Here is a 22,322-nt window from a genome sequence, read left to right on the forward strand (position 1 = left end):
TGCCTCACTTTTCTATTTATCTGGTTTAGATATTTACATACAGACAAAAACCGATAACGACTTATTGCTTGGTTGTAACTTTGTGCCACACTTCTAGAGTATGTTCTTTTGAACGTTTTAATGTCTCAGTAAGCTGAACTTTATGTTTAGACGAAATTTTTGAAACATCTTCACGAATTTCTTTGCCGACTTCAGTCAACTCTTTCACCAAAAGGCTTAATTCAGATTTTAACAGTTCAGCCAATTCCACCAAATCTTTTTGTGAATTAGAAAATTGTGTTTTGATGACATCAAGACGTTGTACCAAATCTTGTTTGAAGTTTTGAACTTGATCTTGTACCTGTTCATTCAGCTGATCTGTTTCAGCTTCCAGTTTTTTCTGAGTATCAGCCACAGCTTGCGTTACTTTTTGCTGTGCATCTTTGCCCAGTTTTTCTAAATTTTCCACAGTTTCAGCAGCAACCTCTTTCAAAGCAGCTGTGTCTTTTGTTACTTTTTCTGTCACACTTTCTTTAGATATTGTCATATTGATTCCCCCTAGAATACGAACCAACAAGATAGCCTACAGAAATAAGTTTTAGATTTTGATTTGTCTGACAATTATTAATTACTTACAATTTCAAAAAATTCATTTAAAAAGCACAATAAAATTAATAGAGTCTGTAGTCATTTCAAGCATCTCTGATGTGTCAACAGTTTCTAAGAAATAGCAAGGCATTTATCTCACAATATCCACATAAATAAAATGGACTTTTAATCGCTTCATGCGTATAATGCGCTGTTAAGTTACAAGCGAGCAGACATAAGGAGGGTAGGATTTAATTAGCCTTCCTTTTTTTTCGTCTACTCGCTTTTTTACAGCCCTATTTTTGTGGTTTTAGTTCAGGAGCTATGGTTTGAGCACCCCCGCCATTTTAGCCCTTGCTGACGGTACTGTTTTTAAAGGTACATCGATCGGCGCTACGGGAAGTACGACTGGTGAAGTCGTTTTTAACACTGCCATGACTGGTTATCAAGAAATTTTGACCGATCCTAGTTATGCACAGCAACTTGTAACTTTAACTTATCCTCATATCGGTAATACTGGTTGTAATGAAGAAGACACTGAGTCAGGTCGAATTCATAAAGTCTGGGCGAATGGTCTCATCATTCGTGACCTTCCTTTATTACACAGCAATTTCCGCGCAAATCAATCTCTTGGCGAATACTTAGAACAACATAATGTCGTTGCCATTGCAGATATCGATACACGAAAATTAACACGTATCTTACGTGACAAAGGTGCACAGAACGGCTGTATTCTTGCAGGTGAAAACATCACTGAAGAAGAAGCAATTGCCCAAGCACGTGCCTTTGGTGGCTTAAACGGTTTAGACCTTGCTAAAGAATGTTGTGACCCTGAAGGTTTTGAATGGACTGAAGGCTCATGGACACTGGGCAAAGGCTTCTCTCAACCTGAAACTAAATTTCATGTGGTTGCATACGATTATGGTGTCAAAACCAACATCTTACGTATGCTTGCAGATCGCGGTTGCAAGTTGACTGTGGTTCCTGCTCAAACTCCTGCAGAAAAAGTATTGGCACTTAATCCAGATGGCGTGTTCCTGTCAAATGGTCCTGGCGATCCAGCGGCATGTGATTATGCCATTGAAGCGGTTAAGACCATTGTTGAAACAACAAACCTGCCTGTATTCGGTATTTGTTTAGGTCATCAAATTCTAGCGCTCGCTTCTGGTGCTAAAACGGTGAAAATGCCACATGGTCACCATGGTGCAAACCATCCTGTACAAAATATTGACGCACAAAGTCAATATCACGGTACAGTGATGATTACTTCGCAAAACCATGGCTTCGCTGTAGATACAGAGACATTACCTGCAAATCTTAAAGCAACACATAAATCTTTATTCGATCAAACCCTACAAGGGATTCATCGTACAGATAAACCTGCGTTTAGCTTCCAAGGTCACCCAGAAGCAAGCCCTGGTCCACATGACTGTGCCCCATTGTTCGATCATTTTATCGAACTTATTGAAGCATCTAAGAAGTAATTAAGGAAGCGATCATGGCTAAACGTACAGACATTAAAAGTATCTTAATTATTGGTGCGGGTCCGATTGTAATCGGACAAGCATGTGAGTTCGATTACTCAGGTGCACAAGCATGTAAAGCGCTTCGTGAAGAAGGTTATCGTGTGATTTTGGTGAACTCTAACCCAGCCACCATTATGACAGATCCAACGATGGCAGACGCAACGTATATTGAACCGATTACGTGGCAGACCGTAGCAGCCATCATTGAGAAAGAACGCCCAGATGCAGTTCTTCCTACAATGGGTGGACAAACGGCATTGAACTGCGCACTTGCACTTGATGCCAACGGTATCTTGGAAAAATATAATGTTGAATTAATCGGTGCAACCAAAGAAGCTATTGAAAAAGCTGAAGACCGTAAATTGTTCGACATTGCAATGCGTAAGATCGGCTTAGAATGTCCGCGTGCCGATGTTGCGGAAAGCATGGAACATGCACTTGAAATTCAAGCGCGTTTTGGCTTCCCGGTCATCATTCGTCCATCATTTACGATGGGTGGTTCAGGCGGTGGTATCGCTTACAATAAAGAAGAATTTATTGAAATTTGTGAACGTGGTTTCGATCTTTCGCCAACTAAACAATTATTGATTGATGAATCATTGATTGGTTGGAAAGAATACGAGATGGAAGTCGTTCGTGACAAAAACGACAACTGTATCATTGTATGTACCATTGAAAACTTTGATCCGATGGGTGTACACACAGGCGACTCAATCACCGTCGCCCCTGCACAAACGCTGACAGATAAAGAATTCCAATTATTGCGTAATGCATCTTTAGCTGTACTTCGTGAAATTGGTGTAGAAACGGGCGGTTCCAATGTTCAATTCGGTATTAACCCGAAAGATGGACGTATGGTAGTGATCGAGATGAATCCTCGTGTATCTCGCTCTTCTGCGCTTGCATCCAAAGCAACCGGTTTCCCTATTGCAAAAATTGCTGCGAAGCTCGCGGTGGGTTATACCCTTGACGAATTGAAAAATGACATCACAGGCGGTACCACTCCGGCATCATTCGAGCCGGCTATTGACTATGTAGTGACTAAAATTCCTCGTTTCAATTTCGAGAAATTCCCGCAAGCTGATGCAACATTGACAACACAGATGAAGTCTGTGGGTGAAGTGATGGCGATTGGTCGCAACTTCCAAGAGTCTGTACAGAAAGCATTACGCGGTCTTGAAGTTGGTACTTGTGGTTTCGACGAACAAATCGCTGTAGGAACGGAAGGCGCAAAAGATAAAATCTTGGTTGAGCTAAAAGTACCTGGTCCAGATCGTATTTGGTATGTTGCTGATGCCTTCCGCCATGGCTTCACTTTAGAAGAAGTCTTCGCCGCAACCAATATTGATCGTTGGTTCTTGATCCAAATCGAAGACATCATCAAGACTGAAGAACAAATCAAAACTTTAGGTTTCGGTGACTTAAACGCTGACAATATCCGTTCATTTAAACGTAAAGGTTTATCTGATTTGCGTATTGCAAACTTAATGGGCATTTCGCAAAAGCAATTCCGTAAGCATCGTTGGAACTTGGGTGTATATCCAGTTTATAAACGCGTTGATACCTGTGCTGCTGAGTTTGAATCAGATACAGCATATATGTATTCAACTTATGATGAAGAATGTGAATCCAATCCGTCTAGCAAAGACAAGATCATGGTTATCGGTGGTGGTCCTAACCGAATTGGTCAAGGGATTGAGTTCGATTACTGCTGCGTACACGCTGCACTTGCAATGCGTGAAGATGGTTATGAAACCATCATGGTCAACTGTAATCCAGAAACTGTTTCAACAGACTATGACACATCTGACCGTTTATACTTCGAACCAATCACACTTGAAGATGTACTTGAAATCGTGCGTACTGAAAAGCCTAAAGGCATTATTGTACAGTACGGCGGTCAAACACCATTGAAATTGGCACGTGCTTTGGAAGAAGCTGGTGCACCAATTATTGGTACATCTCCTGACGCAATTGACCGTGCAGAAGACCGTGAACGTTTCCAACAAATGATTCAACGTTTAAATCTTCGCCAACCAAGCAACAGCATTGTAAAATCTGCTGAAGAAGGCATGGCTGAAGCGTCTAAAGTGGGTTATCCATTGGTGGTACGTCCTTCTTATGTACTTGGTGGCCGTGCTATGGAAATCGTCTACAATGACGATGAACTCAAGCGCTACTTACGTGATGCGGTTCAAGCATCTAACGAAGCACCTGTATTACTCGATCACTTCCTTGATGATGCAACAGAAGTAGATGTTGACTGTGTATCTGATGGTAAAGATGTTGTGATTGGCGGAATCATGCAACACATTGAACAAGCGGGTATTCACTCTGGTGACTCAGCATGTTCGATTCCCCCATATTCTCTTTCCCAAGAGATTCAGGACGAGATGCGCCGTCAAACAGTGGCTATGGCGAAAGAGCTTGGCGTTATTGGTTTGATGAACGTGCAGTTTGCTGTGAAAGGCAACGATGTTTATATTCTTGAAGTTAACCCACGTGCATCTCGTACAGTACCATTTGTTTCGAAATGTATTGGTGAATCTTTAGCAAAAGTTGCTGCACGTTGTATGGCGGGTCAATCTTTAGAATCTCAAGGATTCACAAAAGAAATTATCCCAACTCATTTTGCAGTAAAAGAAGCGGTATTCCCATTCAACAAATTCCCAGGTGTTGATCCGATTCTTGGACCAGAGATGAAATCTACTGGTGAAGTTATGGGTGTAGGTAAAACTTTTGGTGAAGCTTTCTACAAAGCTGTGTTAGGCTCTAATGATCGCTTGCCGGGCAAGCCAACTGAAGGTGAAGTGAAACATGTATTTATTTCAGTACGTGATTCAGACAAACCTCGTGCACCAGGTATTGCGAAGCAATTGGTGGATTTAGGCTTCAAAATTATCGCAACTGGCGGTACTTATGATGTCATTAAAGACGCTGGTATTGAATGTGAACGTGTGAATAAAGTCACAGAAGGTCGCCCTAATATTGTTGACCGCTTGAAAAATGGCGAGATTCACCTCATTATCAATACTACTGAAGGTAAACAGGCTCAGCAGGATTCATTCTCAATCCGTCGCTCTGCACTGCAAGGTAAAGTGTATTACACAACTACTTTGAACGGTGCTGATGCTGTTTGCCAAGCTTTAGCAATTCAATTGCCAATGGATGTATATCGCTTGCAAGATTTGCAAACACTAGGTTAATTCGTTTCCGATAAGTCCCGTCACCTTATCGGTGGCGGGATTTTTTCATTTCTAAACCAGTATTTTTTTAAATACAAAACTGAGGGACAACAATGCAACGTTATCCTATGACTCCCGAAGGCAAGGTTGCCTTAGAGAAAGAATTACAGCAGTTGAAATCTGTTGACCGTCCACGTATTACTGCTGCAATTGCAGAAGCACGTGAACATGGGGATTTAAAAGAAAACGCAGAATACCATGCAGCACGTGAACAACAAGGTTTCTGTGAAGGTCGTATCCAAGACATTGAAGGTAAACTCGGTGCCTGCCAAGTGATCGATGTAAAAGAACTTGAGCAAACAGGTCGTGTTGTTTTTGGTGTGACAGTAACCATTGAAAACCTAGATACCGAAGAAAAGAAAACCTACAAGATTGTCGGTGATGATGAAGCAGATTTTAAAATTAATAAAATCTCAGTGAACTCTCCTATCGCACGTGGTCTTTTAGGTAAAAATGAAGGCGATGAAGTAAAAATCGTCACGCCTCAGGGCGAAGTCGAATATGAAGTAGTCAGTGTTGAGTATATCTAAGCAAAACTACTCATTATGTTGAGGGCTGATTATTCAGCCCTTTTTTCTTTTCAAGAATAATATTTGATTCTAGAACAACAATAATTCAAATAACCTGTAAAAACTAATCCATCCTATGCAATTGTTAAGAATACTGTTCAATTTTGCTGTCGCCTGCAGTCAAACCACGGATTATTCATACAGGTCATTTTTTCAATAATTTACTCCAAATAAATTTAATATCTTCGATACCGACGATTAGTTCTCTATTTTTTATATTTATAAATCATTATGGTCTTTCTATCGTGAAATGACATCAACATCGCCATATTGGACAGAAATATATGAGGAAAAACAAAACACGGCTTGGCTGTCGGCACAAAGATACAGTTCAATAAAAAAGTTATTTACGCAAACTGAGGCATCGCCTACATCAATCAATTTACACTTTAGCGCTAAAACCCATTAATAAAAAAATATTATATACTTCAAATACTTTCTATTAATTTCAATCTTTTTACTCAAGAGAAATTATATTTTACTGGATGAGTTTTTAACAAATTTGGCTATATAGAGGGACGATCAGATGCCTTCAAAATAGCAATAATCATCACCCTGTCCAAATTTCTTGCCATTGTTAAATAATCAATTTGTAATAGATTGATGAAAATAAAAATTTCCTGAGGAACAATATGAAAGCTGGGCGTGTAAGTCGTACCGCAGAAGCAGCCGCTGCTCTGCGAGCCAACCATCATTTAAACGCAAGCGATCCTGTATTTTCAGATCCCTATGCTTTTGCAATGACCAATAGCCGCTGGCGCGTATTACTGAATAATGCATTGTTTCGCAAGACATTGAATTCAAAGTTGATGAATCAAACCTTTGGCAAATTGACTGGACAAGTGGTTGGTCGTTCACGATATAGTGAAGATCTGCTACAACACGCCATTGAGCACCATCAAATTCAACAATATGTCTTGGTCGGTGCAGGCCTAGATTCCTTTGTTTTACGTTTAGCAACCCAATATCCCCAACTTAAAATATTTGAAGTTGATCATCCTGATACACAGAAGACCAAAATACAAAAGTTAAAGAAAATTTCCACATCCCAACAACTCCCTGGAAATGTAGAGTTTGTCAGCATTGATTTCGAAAAAGAAAAACTTTCTGATGCTTTGAAACGAAGCAGCTTTAAATCCGCCCAGCCTGCTTTTTTTTCTTGGCTGGGCACAACACATTATTTAACACCACAAACCACTTTAGCAACTTTAAAAAATATTGCATCCATTGCAGCACAACAAAGTGAAGTCGTACTCGACTATTCAATTGATTATAAGGCGCTCGAAGGTATTGAACGGTTTGGAGCGTTTGCTTTAATCCAATTTACTCAATTTCTCAAAGAACCTTTGATCGGTGCTTTTCGTTTGGAAGCATTACACCAAGCTGTGACTGCGATGGGATATAAAGTCATGGAGGATTTATCTGGCCAACAAATCACTGAGCGCTATTTTAACCATCGCGCCGATTATATTCGCCATACCCATGCAACACATCTCCTCCATTTAAAACTCATTTAAATCGAATGCAGATGAAACATTCTAGAGGTATTTCTTGATCAATCAGCTAAAACATGAAGATGATACTGATTTGCTTCGGCTTGTAGATTGAATTTGTATAGCCCAATTGCATAAAGCTCATATAAAATAGCCATAACGCCTTCCGCACATCAAGTTACCTTATAGAATGTCTGACTCGATAAATTCACCAGTAAAGCACTGGTGTGAATTTGAATTTATTTCCAAAACAGTTAAAAATCCAAATATTCATATAAAAGGTAATTACTCCTATTACTCAGCGTATTGGGATCAAGGCTTTGAGCGCTGCGTGGTGCGTTATTTACATGACAAAGCGTCCACTACTGAAAAGCCAATTGACCAATTGTATATCGGTAACTTCGTTTGTTTCGGCGCTGAATGTGTGATCATGATGGGAGGCAATCAATTACATCGTCCGGATTGGATCTCAACTTTTCCTTTTGATACCCGCAGTTTTTTACCGGCTGGGGATACGGTCATTGGTGATGGGTGTTGGATCGGTAGTCGTGCCATGATCATGCAGGGAATAAGCTTAGGTGAAGGTGCTGTTGTTGCAACAGGTGCGGTCGTCACTCAAGATGTTCCACCTTATGCAATCGTAGGTGGTGTTCCTGCAAAGCTTATTAAATACCGCTTTCCTGAACAAAAGATTGCACAGCTACTCTCACTGAAACTCTATGATCTTGATGAAAAGCAAATATTAAAAATGCGTTCGCAATTACAGAGCGACGACCCAGATCAACTGATGCAGTTTTTAAAACATCAAGCCCATGACTGACATCAATGTTCAATCTTATCAAAACAAAAGGGTTAAATTTTCATTTAACCCTTTTATCAAGATTCAAAAAAATATTGGATTATGCATCTGAATTCAAGGCTACATCTTGATGTGCATTTTTTAGCTTTCGTTGTTTCAGATAGTATGCAAACATCAAACATAAAATCCAAGCTGGAATCATCATCACTGCGATACGCATATCTGGTGTAAATGACATTACAACAAGGATACCGAACATAAAAATCATGCAAAGATAATTACTGAATGGATAAGCAATACTTGGAAATTTAGTGGTTTGCCCCTGTTCAAGCATAGATTTACGGAATTTAAGGTGAGTCCATGAAATCACCACCCAGTTAATCACAATCGCGGCAACCACGAGCATCATTAACAGACCAAATGCTTTTTCTGGAAATGCATAATTCAACAAAACACATAAAACTGTAACGAATGCAGAAACAAGCACTGCATTGGTTGGGATTCCTCGTTTATTGATATGTTGAAGAAATTTTGGTGCATTGCCCTGTTGAGCCAAGCCCAACAACATACGGCTACTACAATAGCTTGTTCCGTTATATACCGAAACTGCTGCAGTAAGAATCACGAAGTTCAACAGAGTCGCTACGCCTTGACTATCCAGTGAGGCAAAGACCATTACAAAAGGGCTTCCACCTTCCGCCATTTTGTTCCAAGGAAACAGGGCAAACAAAATGAAAAGCGTTGCAATATAAAAAATCAAAATACGGTAAATAATTTGATTCACTGCCTTAGGCAAAGTTTTATCAGGATCTCTTGCTTCTGCAGCAGTAATTCCAAATAACTCGATACCGCCAAAAGCAAAAATAATTACAGCCATTGCCATGACCAGTCCTTCAACACCAAATGGGAAGAAACCGCCCAATGCCCAGAGATTGGTAATACTGGCTTGTGGTCCTGCTGTACCCGTTGCAAGCAAATAGGAACCAAAGCCAATCATCGCCAAGATTGCCAAAATTTTGACGATAGAGAACCAAAACTCCATTTCACCAAAAAATTTTACATGCAACAGATTAATGCCGTTAATTAAAATAAAAAACGCCAATGCTGAAATCCATGTCGGGATTTCAGGCCACCAATATTGGATATACAAGCCAATTGCACTGAGTTCAGCCATACAGACGAGAACATTGAGTACCCAATAGTTCCAACCTGACATAAACCCTGCAAATGAGCCCCAGTACTTGTAAGCAAAGTGGCTGAATGAACCACTGACTGGCTCTTGTACCACCATCTCACCTAACTGTCGCATCATTAGAAACGCAATCAGCCCTGCAATCGCATAACCGAGGATTACTGAAGGCCCCGCAAGCTTGATCGACTGCGAGATCCCTAGAAACAATCCAGTACCGATTGCACCACCCAGTGCAATCAGTTGGATATGGCGATTGCTTAAACCATGTTTCAGGTTTCCTTGCTCGTGTTCTGACATATGATTATTCTCATCCTTGTCGCGTAATTTTTATATTCAAAATTACGTATATCATAAGTTAATCAAAAATGCCTATATCTAATCGAAAAATAATTGATTTACTTTTCTCATAACTGCGCATATAAGCAGAAAATTCAACAAATAACAATTATTATGAATTATGTAATTAAATTATGTATTGCGTAATTATTAATTTTCAGTATGATAGAAATCATCAGCTAGAACATTCTGGGCTAATCAGCATAATGAAAACGGATAAAAAAATAATATTTATTTGTTTTTCATTAGCTTGAGCAGAAAAGAGAAAACGAAATAAATTCTCATTCATGAGAGACAAGGAAAGCGCGCCATGACACAACATTTAACTACCTTTCTTGATATCGCACCTCAATCTGATTTCAGTATTCATAATTTACCTTATGGCATTTTTAGTGAAACCTCACAGGGAGATAAACGTGTCGGTGTTGCGATTGGTGATTGGGTAATCGACCTCGCTGCTTTAGAAACATTAGGATTACTCCCGAATTGTAAAGCACTCTGTTTTAACCAAAGCAGTCTGAATAAATTTATAGAAACAGGTAAACAAAATTGGCATTATGTTCGCCAAGCACTGCAAGACTTGCTTTCTGCGGACAATCCAACCCTTCGTGATCATCCTGACTTACAACAAAAAGTATTCTTCAAACAAAATGCAGTCACCTTACATTTACCCATACAGATCTCTGGCTATACAGATTTCTACTCCTCCAAAGAACATGCAACCAATGTCGGAACCATGTTTAGAGATCCTAAAAATGCCTTACTTCCCAATTGGAGTGAGTTACCTGTTGGTTATAACGGCCGTGCCAGTTCCGTGGTTGTCAGCGGTAAAGAAATTGTCCGCCCTTCCGGTCAAATCAAACTCCCCCATGAGCAACGTCCTGTCTTTTCAGCAACACGCAAACTCGACTTTGAGCTCGAAACAGCTTTTATCGTAGGCAAAACAACTGAATTGGGTGAACCGATTGCAATTGAAGATGCATGGGATCATATTTTTGGCATGGTGTTGCTGAATGATTGGTCTGCACGTGATATTCAACAATGGGAATACGTGCCTTTAGGTCCATTTAATGCCAAAACCTTTGCCAGTACAGTTTCACCTTGGGTGGTGACGATGGAAGCCTTAGAACCCTTTAAAGTCAAAGGTCCACAACAACATCCAGAGCCACTGGATTATTTAAAAGAAAATACATTAAATAGTTTCGACATTCACCTCAGTGTGGAACTGCAGACTTCACAATCGCAGCAGAGTGAAGTGATTTGTCAAACCAACTTTAAATACATGTACTGGTCAATGGCACAACAGCTGACCCATCACACGATTGCAGGTTGTAATGTTCAAGTCGGAGATTTGATGGGTTCTGGAACAATTTCAGGTCCTACCGAAAATTCTTACGGAAGCTTACTGGAACTGACTTGGAACACGACAAAACCCCTTAGCTTATCCAATGGTGAAAAGCGCGGCTTCCTTGAAGATGGCGACCGTGTAGTGATGAAAGGCTACGCTGAAAAAGGTGCTGTTCGTGTGGGCTTTGGTCAGGTGACGAATACGATTTTACCTGCCAAGCAGTTTAAGTTTAATCAACACAAGGAATTGTGTGATGAAACTGTATAGTTATTTTCGTAGCTCTGCGGCTTATCGCGTACGGATTGCCTTAAACCTCAAACAGCTGGATTATGCTATACAGCCAGTCCATTTGCTCAAAAATGAGCAACAACAAGAACATTATTTAGCACTCAATCCGAGTCAATTAGTACCGAGTTTGACTGATCAAGATCAGCCTTTTACACAATCCCTGAATATTTTGGAGTATTTGGAAGAACGCTATCCAACACGACCTTTATTGCCGACTGATCTTGTTGAACGCGCCAAAATACGAGCTTTTTCACAAACCATCGCCTGTGATATTCATCCCTTAGATAATCTCAGAGTGCTGAAATATCTAAAACATGAATTTGCTGTAAATGATGAACAGAAAAATCAATGGTACCAACACTGGATTATTGAAGGTTTTAAAAGCTTGGAAAAGCAATTAAAAAGCTCAAATGGGCAGTTCTGCTTTGGCACTCAAGCCACATTTGCAGATTGCTGTTTAATTCCGCAAGTGTATAACGCCAAACGTTTCAATGTTGATCTAAGCGACTTTCCAAAGATTCAATCGATTGATCAGTACTGCCTAACCCTGCCTGCTTTCTTAAAGGCAACCCCAGAACAACAACCAGATTGGGAATAAAACAGAAAAGGAGTTTTATCATGAGTTTTGCAATTAAAAAAATTCATCATGTGGCCTATCGTTGTAAAGATGCCAAAGAAACAGTGGAATGGTATAAAAAAATGCTCAACATGGAGTTTATTCTGGCATTTGCAGAAGACCATGTTCCGTCAACTAAAGCATTTGATCCCTATATGCATTTATTCCTGGATGCAGGTCAAGGCAATGTATTGGCATTTTTTGAGTTACCGACTCAACCGGAAATGGGACGTGATGAAAATACGCCTCAATGGGTTCAACACATTGCTTTCGAAGTTGAAGACTTAGATGCGCTTCTTTCTGCAAAATCTCATCTTGAAGCCAATGGTGTCAAAGTCCTCGGTATTACCAATCATGGGATATTCCATTCAATTTACTTCTTTGATCCAAATGGACACCGCTTAGAACTGACGTATAACGATGTTCATGCCGATGCAAAAATTTCAAAAATTACTGAAGAAATGAAAGTAGACATGCTGGATGAATGGAGCAGAACCAAACGTGCCCCGCAGCATACTCATTTCTTGCATGAAGCCGAGTTGGGATAATCCGTATGCTCGATAAAGTAGCCAGGAATGCCGAAGCTGCCCTGCATGGTATCGTGAAAGACGGTCAAACCATTGCTGTGGGTGGATTTGGACGTTGCGGTATTCCTGAAGCCTTGATCAAAGCCCTTAAATATAGTGATGTTAAACATTTCACCTGCATCAATAATAATGCAGGCGTGGATGATCATGGTTTAGGGCTGTGATGAATTCCTAACTGAAGAAAATGTGGATGCTGGCTTGATTAATGCAGGCAAGCAAACAGTAACCGCTAAAACGGGGGATGCATTTTCCTTAAGCTCAGAATCATTTGCCATGGTTCGAGGTGGTCGAATTGACCCTGCAAATTTAAGCCGATTGGAAGTTTCTGAACAAAGTGATCATGCCAATTGGATGATTTCGGGTAAAAAATCAAAGCCATGGGCAGTGCAATGGATCTTGTTGCAGGGGTACGAAAAGTTGTGATTTTAATGGAGCATACAACCAAAGAAGGTCAAGCTAAAATTTTATCCCAATGCGTCCTACCACTGACTGGTCGTAAGTGGTTCACCGTATTGTCAGTGACTTAGTTGTGCTCGATGTCACCCATGATGGTCTAGTACTGGTTGAGCTGGCAGAAAATGTCAGTTTTGATGACATTCAAGCAGCAATCGCTGTTCGGATTAAAAATATTCAAGCGGCTTAAAGTACAAGGTGATCGGGATGGAAGACCAATAGCTTCGATCCCGATTTTTATTGTCTAATTTTCAGCAAGGTCTGTTATTTTAACTTGAGTATGTTGATATACAATACCTTGTAAACGCATACTAAAGTGCATCATGCACAGTATGCTTATGCTATTCATCTATTTATCTCATTTAAAAAGATGATTTCTATTTTGCAGCATGCTCAGGCATTATGTGCTGAGTGTAAAATCAAATATCGACAGCAAATCAAAGCTGCAAGATTAAATGCGATCAAGGGTTATTGAATGATTGAAGAAAAGTTATCTGGTGGCGTTCAATCACTTGAAGTGGGCTTAGCCGTTCTCAATGCTCTTTTGGAACATAACAAACCGATTATATTAAAAGAACTGTCAGGCAAACTGGATATGCATCCGGCCAAAGTACACCGCTATTTGGTCAGTCTCATTCGCATGAACTATGCCAAACAGCTGGAAGATGGTCAATATGCACTGGGTGATCAGGCCTGGCGTTTAGGCTTAAACTGTATCCAGCATACCGATGCCCTGCAATTGGTACAACATCGAATTTATGAATTACAGAATAAAATCGGCTGTGGCATTCAAATCAGTAAATGGTCACCGAAAGGTCCTTTGGTCGTGCAATCCATTGAATCCAATCATCCAATTTCAATCGTCACAAAAGTTGGTTCAATTATGCCATTGGTCAACTCAGCTGCTGGACGAGTTTTTGCCGCATATTTACCTGAACCAATCATCAAGCCTTTGATATTTGCAGAATGGGAAAAAGCCGCTCTCAATCATTATCAAATTAAACCCAGCCATTGGGACGAATTTATTCAACTCAAGGAAACTACTTTAGAATTAGGTATGGCAATTGCTCAAGGTGATCTTCTTACAGGCATCAATGCCATTGGTTTGCCTGTTTTCAATGCGCATCAAGCAGTGGAGTTCTGTATTGTTGCTTTGGATAGTGAAGTATTTCTCCCCGTGCATACAGGCAGTGAAAAACTTGAACTATTTAAACGAGAAGTGGCTGCAATCAATCAGTACATTCAAACGCGTTAAATGTTTTCTTCATATTGTAATAAAAAAGCCAAGAAAATGTTTTCCTGGCTTCTTCTGCTTACATCGCTGACCTTATTTGGCTTCTAATACACCACGACGGATTTGATCACGTTCAATAGATTCAAACAATGCTTTAAAGTTCCCTTCACCGAAGCCATCATCATCTTTACGTTGAATAAACTCAAAGAAAACCGGTCCAAGCATGTTTTCAGAAAAAATCTGTAATAACAGCTTCTTCTCACCTTCTTTGGTATTTCCATCCAATAAAATACCACGCTTTTGTAACTCTTCGGTTGGCTCACCGTGACCAGGTAAACGATCCTTTAACATTTCATAATAGGTTTCCGGGGGTGCGGTCATAAACTTCAGACCTAAACCTTTCAACTTATCCCATGTTGAAATTAAATCATCTGTAATAAAAGCAATATGCTGAATACCTTCACCGTTGAAATCAGCCAAAAATTCTGCAATTTGACCATTGCCTTTGTCTGAGTCTTCATTCAATGGAATACGGATCATACCATCTGGTGCAGTGAGTGCTTTTGAAGTCAGCCCCGTATATTCACCTTTAATGTCAAAGTAACGGATTTCTTGAAAATTAAAGATTTTTTCATAGAAATTCGCCCAATATTCCATGCGTCCTTTATAAACATTATGTGTTAAATGATCAATTTCATTCAGACCCGCACCACGTGGGTTTTTTTCAACATCATCGAAGAAAACAAAATCATTTTCGTAAATATCACGATCCACAAGAAAAATTGGCATTCCTCCAATTCCCTTGATCGCTGGAATATTCAATTCCATCGGTCCTGCCTGTGAATACATGGGTTCAGCGCCTAGTGCTATCGCATTTTTAAAAGCTTTAGCTGCATCACGTGTTCTAAACCCCATTGCACAAGCAGAAGGTCCATGTTCTTTGAAAAAGAATGAAGCATAGGATTCGGGTTGATAGTTCAAAATAATATTGATGTTACCCTGACGCCACAAATACACTTTTTTAGACTTATGTTTTGCGACTTTGCTAAAACCAATGGTTTCAAAAATTTGATCTAATCCATTTTCCGTCGATACAAACTCAATAAAAGCAAAACCACATAATTCTAATGGGTTATCTAAAATATCCATCTAGTTTCCCTTATTTAGATAAATTCATCCGTTTTTTAATGCTGAGAACAGCACACTGCTATTTTGATCCACCAATCAAAATACGCCGTTAGTCCGTTCTTTCCTTCCGTCATTCAGTCTGTCTTGAGCCAGAATCAGCTTGATGACAGTGAATTTGAACTCTAAATTCATCCTATAAGAAATTAACAGTTTATGCAATACATAATTAAATTATGTATTGTGTAATTTTGTTGATTATTTACAAAAATCACAGATCTCTATTTTTGCTGAAAAGGCAACACAATGTTATGCGACTTTTCTATAACTTTTGATGAGTGAGGTTTGAACGCTTCCCAAGTAAAATCGGTAAAATTTAAGGTCCATTGATAATATGTTTTACCGATATCTTTAAATTGGATGGACAAATTGGAACCACTTTCATCATGACAGTGTGGAGAAGATTGATATTCCTCTTGAGAAAAACAGGCTCGAATCATCTCATAAGAATGAAAAGCAACATCAGCCAATGCCAGTTTATATGTATGATTTGGTTCTAACATGACAAAATCAGCGATCTCTTCTGCCCGTCCACCTCCCGAGTAAGTCGTGCTCCAACGCTTAACTACTGCAATAGCAAGCTTTTGGCGATTTAAAGGATAAAATGCAGGATAAATCCTTAATCCATCACTGTTTAATTCCTCATCAAAATCAGTGTTATGACCGTGATGCTGATAATGCTGAAAATTCCAATAATTCAGAACAGTATACTGATTGTTTTCTTTTATAAATTCGATTAGTTGCGGTCTATCGTCAGTTAAATATAAATGAGTGTCTGCCCCTGATTGCTTTTTCCATACATCTACATCCTTTCCACAGTTGACCTTTAATGCCTGACAAATTTGCTTGGCCTGTGAGGTTTCTGTTTTCAGTTTTATCCAAGGAATGGCTTTAATTTGATCTGCAACAGTAGCATGAGGGAGCAATACTCCCCATGCCACTACTATCCATTGAACAATGCTGTTGGAGTGGCTTTTAAAGATAGGCATTGGGATTTATCGTCCTTTAAAATGGGCTTGATCTTTCATTAAAAAAGCACGGACTCCTTCTAAAAAATCTTCTGACTGTCCTGCCTTTCTTTGTAAATCCTGTTCAACTTTAACTTGCGTATAAAAATCATTGTGCATGGTGACCCGCATGGCCTGTTTGATCAATGCAAGACTTAAACTGGCTTGTGTCGCAAAATGCTCAGCTAAACGTACAACTTCTGGCTCCAACTGATCATCTGCAACGACTTTATAAATCATTCCGATACGTTCTGCCTCCTCTGCACTGATCTTTTCTGCTGTCAACATCAATGCTTTGGCTTTAGCAAAACCAATCAAACGTGGAAGCAACCATGTTGCACCACAATCGGGAATAAGACCAATTTTACTAAAGATCTGTGAGAAACTTGCTGATTTTGCTGCAAGTGTAATATCACACAACAGTGGCAAGCTCGCCCCCGCTCCTACAGCGATACCATTGACTGCACAAATGATGACTTTGGGCATATCATTGATGAGGGCTAATAGCGGATTAAAGTACTTTTCCAATACCTCACCCAAGTCAATGACGCCACCATTGAGTACTTCAGGACTTATTCCTTGCCCGGCACAAAATGCTTTGCCAACTGCGGCGATGACAATAACGCGAATTTCAGCATCCTCTTTCCATTGCCTGAGTACCTCCAGAATTTCTAGACTCATCACAGGCGTTAAGCTATTCAATTGTTCCGGGCGGTTAAGCTTTAAGTAACCGATTCCATTTTTCTTTTCTATAATAATTGTTTGATATTCCATGATCATTTCCTCAAATTTATTGTATAAATCATGTGGATCTGTCTTGTTTCAGTTGAGTTTGTTTCAGCTTCATTCTAACGGATGCTTTTGATTTACAATTCAGCAATTGGCTCAATTGATTTTTTATCTGCATTTTATTGTCTATATAATTTATGAATCAAAGTAATTTAATTTTTAAAAAACAATAAAATACAGACGCCTTATAAAGTGAATTTAATTGATTTTTGGTTGCTTTTCGTCTCAGCTCAGTAATGTTAGTTTATGCCGGTGCATTGATTTAAATTTATGATATTTATATTAATTATCCCTATGCTTTTACTGGGTTTTATTCATTTCATATTCGCGTTATGATCAGGTTATAGACTGGTGATGCGTATAAATATTCAATTCAGCTTTTTGTTAAAATAAGGAAAATAGTCATGGCTTATCAAAACATTCTCGTGCCTGTAGATGGCTCAGAAACATCCCTATCTGTGGTTAAACATGCTGTGGAATTTGCAAAAGCATTCAACAGTAAAATTACGGTTGTACAAGTCATGACACTGGACCCATATATTGCATCAGAATATTTGGCGAACGGTCAAAGCAACATGCTGATCGAACGTGCCCGTGAATTTATTCAAGCCAACATCAACGAAGCCAAAGCACAATTCGCCGCAGAAGGTGTACAAGTTGAAACACGTTTACTTGAAGGTGAAAATATTGCTCACACCCTGAATCAAGCAGTGCATGATTTGAAAACTGATTTGGTCATTCTCAGCTCACATGGGCGTACTGGATTGAAAAAGATTATCATGGGAAGTGTTGCACAAAATTTATTAACTGAATTACAAATCCCTGTTTTGGTCATTAAATAAAATGACTTGAACAATGAAAACCTCACTATAAATACAGGGTGAGGTTTTCATTTAAGGTATCCATTGATATTTCTTTAAATTAATTTTGCCATCAACAACAACTACATCTTCTTCACGTAATCTCGCTGTCTGTATGCACATGCCATGTTCATCCAATTTATTTAGGCTGATGCGCCCCTGGGAGTTGATGACCCGGTACCAAGGAATATCATGATCTTCTGGAAGCTGTCCCAGTACACGCCCGACAAGCCGTGCATGTTTCGGTAAGCCAGCAAACTTTGCGACTTGACCATAACTTGCAACTTTGCCTTTTGGAATCTGCACAATGACATTTAAAATCATCTGTGCCAGTTCATCATTCTGCATAGGACCTTTACACTTAAAAGAGCAACAACTGTGAAAATCACTCAACGAAATTGACTTAGAAAATAAGCTTCGGACATTTTAGGCAAATGTAATTTAATAGTACATATTCTAATCTTGAATCCTACCTGAAATACAACAACAAGAGTATGCAAAAATGAAAGGAATCTTCAATCAACTGCTTTTATCTGCCGCATTGGTCACGGGTACTGTGACATCACTCGGTTTGTCCAATACCTATGCTGCCCCAACGATTGATATTCAAAGTGTTCTTCAGCAGGAACGCGCTTGGGCTGGAATGGAAACCAAACGTGTCAAGGTTGGTGATATTGACTGGGCATACAGTGAAGGTGGACCAGCAGGAAAACCGACACTTATGCTGGTACATGGACTTGCAGGAAGTCGAGACAACTGGAATCGTGTGGCACGCTATTTAACGCAATATTATCATGTCATTATTCCAGATTTACCGGGTCAAGGTGATAGTAAGGTTCCGAGTGATTTTGATTACTCACTCCCTAATTTAACTGAGAAATTACGTCGTTTTGCAGAAGCGATAAAAGTTGAGAATGGTCTGAATGTTGCAGGACATTCAATGGGTGGTTCTATCTCATTACTGTATGCTGCTCAGTACCCTGTCGATACTAAATCATTATTCTTAATCGACAGTGCAGGTGTCTTTAAATCTGCCAATACCCCATATCTCAAAGATCCAACCACTTTACGCAATATGATTGTCAGCAAACCTGGAGACTTTGATCGCTTAATGAAAATTGCGACCAATCTTCCACCTTTTATTCCAAAAGAATTAAAAGACTCACAAGAAAAATTGATGATCAGCCAATCTGCAAATACCACCAAGCTGGTTGAACAATTGATTGTAATGTCTAAATTGTTTACACCTGACTCATTTGCGATTGCTGCCCGCTCTATTGACCAGCCTGTATTAATTGCATGGGGTGATAAAGATCAAATTATCAATGTTGAAGCTGCGGCTGAATTAAAGGGCTTATTAAAAAATGCTCAAGAACCCGTTATTCTAAAAGGTGTTGGGCATTTACCCCTTCTTGAACAAGAACAATTATTGATTAAGCCGTATTTGGATTTCTTGGCAAAAAATGCAAAGTAATGATGGGCCAATTTACAAAACATTAAAAAAAATACCCTTCACATTGGAGGGTATTTTTTAAGCATGCTTCACATCAATTCAGCATTTAAATGTGATTTTTTAAATTAAAAGTTTGCCGGATTTTCCAAACGCTTCACTTCCTGCGCTTTTTCTGGATGATGAACTGTAGCAACACCATCATCAGATTTCTTGTCGACCAATGCTTCTGGATTATAAATCGTAATTGTTTCGTGACCTGCGGCATCTTCACCTACAATATACTTAAAGCCTTTACGATTCATTTTATTGCACATGCGTTGGTACCAACCTTTAAAACCTTGAGTTTCTTCGTTTGGATTGTAATAAAAAGCATTCATTACCGCAGGTAAACCTAGACCACAGACCACCCCTGAAAGTAATACACTGATAAAGGTATAACCAATCAAAATACTGCTGTAATCACGCAACTCCGGTACGTTTGCCACAGCAAGAATCAATGCGAGTGAAATCCCTCCACGGACACCTCCCCATGACAGAATGGCAAGGCTACCGTTGTAACTCTTTTTACGGAATGATGGAAAGAATGCAAAAGCAAGGAAATTTGCAGCAAAACGAGAAAGATGCAAGGCAAAGAACGCAAAAATACCACCTAAAATAAGACTGGTACTGAGATCTAAAATAAAGATTTCCAATCCAATCAAAGTGAATAAGAATGAATTAATGATCCCTTCTACCGTATGCCAGAAATGATTGACCTCGCGAATTTCACGGTCTTGTAAAATTTCTTTCCATTTATTTCCAACAATCAAACCACCGATTACACAAGCAATCGGTGCGGAAGCATGCGCAAACAATGCCACAAGATATGAACCACATGCCAACAATGCTGTGGTTAAGATTAGTGACTCCATCTCATGTTTGCCACGTAATAGGCGTAAAATCCCCAAACCAAAAGCCCAACCAATGATTACAGCCACTACAATTTCGTATAATAGGGTTTGCAGGGTTGCAATCAGACTGAAATGCTCACCTTCCAGGACATTCAACAAGGTCATAAAGACCGCAATACACATTGCGTCATTAAATAAGGATTCACCTTCTAATTTGACCATCAAATGATGGGGTGCACGTACTGAACTCAGTACGCCTTTGATCCCGATTGGATCGGTTGCCCCGAGCGCTGAACCAAGTAATAACAGCACTAAAATCGGTACAGGATTTCCAATCAAGAACTGGAAACCAAACACCAGTCCTGCAAAGAATACGGCACACAGCAATAATGCAATCGTGGCTAAAATACTGATCGGCTTCCAATAGACTTTTAAATCGGAAACTTTAAATTTCAATGCGGATGAGGTCAGAATGAAACAAATCACACCATTGACTAAAAAATCATAAAAATCGACATGGCGTACAGCCTCTTCAATATTATGGATATTAATCGAGATAAATTGGTTACCATTCAGTAAACTGGCTCCCCATTGCAATATAAAGACAAAAATTGCAGAAACGATAGGTACACCAATCGCTTGAGGAAAACCGAGTATACGTTTATTAAATATGGTCGTCGCAATAGAAAGCGCAAAAACTACTGTAAAAACTTGGAGAAAGAAATAATTACCCATTCGAACCCTATTTTCGATTTTTTAATTTAAATGCACATCAAATACTCAATCATTTCTTTATTAAATATAGAATAAGAGACCATTTAACAATTTATATAATTTTACAAAAAAAACTGAACCCTGACTTTTTTCGTTATATTTTTTAACATAAAAAATTGGATTGCAAAAATTTATTCAGAAAAAAAGAGCACACTTTATGCCCTTTTTTAAATACTTGAACTTAAAAATTTATTTAAACGTATCACAACTGTTGATGTCGCCTGATTTCATCCCCGTATTGAACCATTGCATCCGTTGTTGACTGGTACCATGGGTAAAGCTATCTGGAACAGCATAACCACGTGCTTTTTTCTGCAAATAGTCATCACCGATTTTTTCTGCGGCATCCATTGCCTCTTCTATATCCCCTTGCTCAAGAAACTGTGTACGCTGTTGTGTACGATTTGCCCAGACACCTGCTAAACAATCCGCCTGTAATTCCAACCGTACTGAGAGTTGGTTACCCTGAGCTTGATTGGCACGTTGACGAGCCTGTTGCACTTGCGAGGAAATACCCAATAAATTTTGAATATGATGACCAACTTCATGTGCAATCACATAAGCTTGCGCGAAATCGCCGGCCTCATCTTGTGCAGATAGCTCGGATTGATTTTTTTCGCCCGAAATGCCCATTTGTTGACGCATATCTTTAAAGAACTGGGTATCAATATATACTTTTTGGTCTGCTGGACAATAAAAGGGTCCCATGGCAGATTCAGCCGTTCCACAACCTGACTGTACGGCACCACTGAACATGACCAGTTTAGGCGGTGTATATTGAGCACCCTGCTGAATAAACACCTGCTTCCAAGTATCCTCCGTATCTGCCAACACCGTTTTAACAAAAGATGCCGTTTCCTGCTGTTCAGGTGTCATATTGATTGGTGCAGAGTTTTGACTCGCTCCAGAAGAAGTCACCTGTTTGGTTGCCTGATAAGCCTGTTGTGGATCAACACCAAAGAATTTCCATGCCACAAAAGCGACAATCAATCCAAGAATGCTGATACCACCCGCTTTTACACCGCCACCACCACGGCGATCTTCGACATTATCGCTTTCTCTACGTCCTTTCCAACGCATAGATCTGTCCTTTTATTTTTAAATTGGTATC

Annotated in this window: 19 protein-coding genes and 2 pseudogenes; 13 read left to right on the top strand and 8 right to left on the bottom strand. The window is 39.5% G+C overall.

Annotation, left to right across the window (positions count from 1 at the left end):
- Positions 1–61: 61 nt before the first annotated feature.
- Entirely contained in the window at positions 62–526 is a 465-nt protein-coding gene (locus tag IMO47_RS13630) for a hypothetical protein (RefSeq protein WP_196076284.1), read from the bottom strand.
- A gap of 370 nt (positions 527–896) precedes the next feature.
- Between IMO47_RS13630 and carA the strand changes: the two genes are divergently transcribed.
- The 5 genes from carA to IMO47_RS13655 all read left to right on the top strand — a co-directional run bounded on the left by carA (position 897) and on the right by IMO47_RS13655 (position 8,220).
- Positions 897–2,051, top strand: a complete 1,155-nt coding sequence (carA, locus tag IMO47_RS13635; RefSeq protein ID WP_196076283.1) for a glutamine-hydrolyzing carbamoyl-phosphate synthase small subunit — start codon at positions 897–899, stop codon at positions 2,049–2,051.
- Between the two features lie 14 nt (positions 2,052–2,065).
- On the top strand, positions 2,066–5,299 hold the full coding sequence (carB, locus tag IMO47_RS13640; protein ID WP_196076282.1) for a carbamoyl-phosphate synthase large subunit: 3,234 nt from the start codon (positions 2,066–2,068) through the stop codon (positions 5,297–5,299).
- Positions 5,300–5,391: 92 nt separating this feature from the next.
- A complete protein-coding gene (greA, locus tag IMO47_RS13645) occupies positions 5,392–5,868 on the top strand; it encodes a transcription elongation factor GreA (RefSeq protein ID WP_004829465.1) in 477 nt (158 codons plus the stop codon).
- 671 nt (positions 5,869–6,539) lie between these two features.
- A complete protein-coding gene (locus tag IMO47_RS13650) occupies positions 6,540–7,424 on the top strand; it encodes a class I SAM-dependent methyltransferase (protein WP_196075350.1) in 885 nt (294 codons plus the stop codon).
- Between the two features lie 166 nt (positions 7,425–7,590).
- Positions 7,591–8,220 (top strand): CatB-related O-acetyltransferase, encoded by a 630-nt coding sequence (locus tag IMO47_RS13655; RefSeq protein WP_196075349.1) that lies wholly within the window; start codon positions 7,591–7,593, stop codon positions 8,218–8,220.
- 79 nt (positions 8,221–8,299) lie between these two features.
- Here the strand turns inward: IMO47_RS13655 and IMO47_RS13660 are convergent, their stop codons facing one another.
- The gene (locus IMO47_RS13660; RefSeq protein WP_196075348.1) at positions 8,300–9,688 is read right to left on the bottom strand and encodes an amino acid permease; all 1,389 of its coding nucleotides are present in this window, start codon (positions 9,686–9,688) and stop codon (positions 8,300–8,302) included.
- Positions 9,689–10,037: 349 nt separating this feature from the next.
- Between IMO47_RS13660 and fahA the strand changes: the two genes are divergently transcribed.
- The 6 genes and pseudogenes from fahA to IMO47_RS13690 all read left to right on the top strand — a co-directional run bounded on the left by fahA (position 10,038) and on the right by IMO47_RS13690 (position 14,274).
- A complete protein-coding gene (fahA, locus tag IMO47_RS13665; RefSeq protein WP_196075347.1) occupies positions 10,038–11,342 on the top strand; it encodes a fumarylacetoacetase in 1,305 nt (434 codons plus the stop codon).
- A complete protein-coding gene (gene maiA / locus IMO47_RS13670; RefSeq protein WP_196075346.1) occupies positions 11,329–11,961 on the top strand; it encodes a maleylacetoacetate isomerase in 633 nt (210 codons plus the stop codon). The genes fahA and maiA overlap by 14 nt, the downstream gene beginning before the upstream one ends.
- Before the next feature lie 20 nt (positions 11,962–11,981).
- Positions 11,982–12,527, top strand: a complete 546-nt coding sequence (locus IMO47_RS13675; protein ID WP_005032987.1) for a VOC family protein — start codon at positions 11,982–11,984, stop codon at positions 12,525–12,527.
- Positions 12,528–12,532: 5 nt separating this feature from the next.
- A pseudogene (locus tag IMO47_RS13680) lies at positions 12,533–12,727 on the top strand (CoA-transferase); the annotation flags it as partial.
- Positions 12,728–12,731: 4 nt separating this feature from the next.
- Positions 12,732–13,209 (top strand): annotated as a pseudogene (locus IMO47_RS13685) (CoA-transferase); the annotation flags it as partial.
- A 285-nt stretch (positions 13,210–13,494) separates the two neighbouring features.
- Complete coding sequence (locus IMO47_RS13690; protein ID WP_196075344.1) at positions 13,495–14,274, top strand: IclR family transcriptional regulator; 780 nt, start codon at positions 13,495–13,497, stop codon at positions 14,272–14,274.
- Between the two features lie 72 nt (positions 14,275–14,346).
- On the opposite strand, the gene hppD is transcribed toward IMO47_RS13690, so the two are convergent.
- The 3 genes from hppD to IMO47_RS13705 all read right to left on the bottom strand — a co-directional run bounded on the left by hppD (position 14,347) and on the right by IMO47_RS13705 (position 17,219).
- Positions 14,347–15,402 (bottom strand): 4-hydroxyphenylpyruvate dioxygenase, encoded by a 1,056-nt coding sequence (gene hppD / locus IMO47_RS13695; RefSeq protein ID WP_004829476.1) that lies wholly within the window; start codon positions 15,400–15,402, stop codon positions 14,347–14,349.
- Between the two features lie 257 nt (positions 15,403–15,659).
- Positions 15,660–16,427: a hypothetical protein gene (locus IMO47_RS13700; protein ID WP_196075343.1), complete on the bottom strand. Its 768-nt coding sequence runs from the start codon at positions 16,425–16,427 to the stop codon at positions 15,660–15,662.
- A 6-nt stretch (positions 16,428–16,433) separates the two neighbouring features.
- A complete protein-coding gene (locus tag IMO47_RS13705) occupies positions 16,434–17,219 on the bottom strand; it encodes an enoyl-CoA hydratase-related protein (RefSeq protein WP_196075342.1) in 786 nt (261 codons plus the stop codon).
- 419 nt (positions 17,220–17,638) lie between these two features.
- Between IMO47_RS13705 and IMO47_RS13710 the strand changes: the two genes are divergently transcribed.
- Positions 17,639–18,076 carry a universal stress protein gene (locus IMO47_RS13710; protein ID WP_196075341.1) on the top strand — a complete coding sequence of 146 codons (438 nt, stop codon included), beginning with the start codon at positions 17,639–17,641 and terminating at the stop codon, positions 18,074–18,076.
- A gap of 51 nt (positions 18,077–18,127) precedes the next feature.
- On the opposite strand, the gene IMO47_RS13715 is transcribed toward IMO47_RS13710, so the two are convergent.
- Entirely contained in the window at positions 18,128–18,442 is a 315-nt protein-coding gene (locus IMO47_RS13715) for an MGMT family protein (protein ID WP_196075340.1), read from the bottom strand.
- Positions 18,443–18,596: 154 nt separating this feature from the next.
- Here IMO47_RS13715 and IMO47_RS13720 point away from each other — a divergent pair, with 154 nt between their 5' ends.
- Positions 18,597–19,568, top strand: a complete 972-nt coding sequence (locus IMO47_RS13720) for an alpha/beta hydrolase (RefSeq protein WP_196075339.1) — start codon at positions 18,597–18,599, stop codon at positions 19,566–19,568.
- 104 nt (positions 19,569–19,672) lie between these two features.
- Here IMO47_RS13720 and IMO47_RS13725 read toward each other — a convergent pair whose 3' ends face one another.
- Together IMO47_RS13725 and IMO47_RS13730 are read right to left on the bottom strand one after the other, a co-directional pair.
- Positions 19,673–21,172 carry a cation:proton antiporter gene (locus IMO47_RS13725; protein ID WP_196075338.1) on the bottom strand — a complete coding sequence of 500 codons (1,500 nt, stop codon included), beginning with the start codon at positions 21,170–21,172 and terminating at the stop codon, positions 19,673–19,675.
- 228 nt (positions 21,173–21,400) lie between these two features.
- Positions 21,401–22,291: a neutral zinc metallopeptidase gene (locus IMO47_RS13730; protein ID WP_196075337.1), complete on the bottom strand. Its 891-nt coding sequence runs from the start codon at positions 22,289–22,291 to the stop codon at positions 21,401–21,403.
- Between the last annotated feature and the right edge of the window lie 31 nt (positions 22,292–22,322).

The organism is Acinetobacter sp. Res13-Abat-PEC15-P4-01 (assembly GCF_015676285.1).
In the GTDB taxonomy this organism is placed as follows: domain Bacteria; phylum Pseudomonadota; class Gammaproteobacteria; order Pseudomonadales; family Moraxellaceae; genus Acinetobacter; species Acinetobacter nematophilus.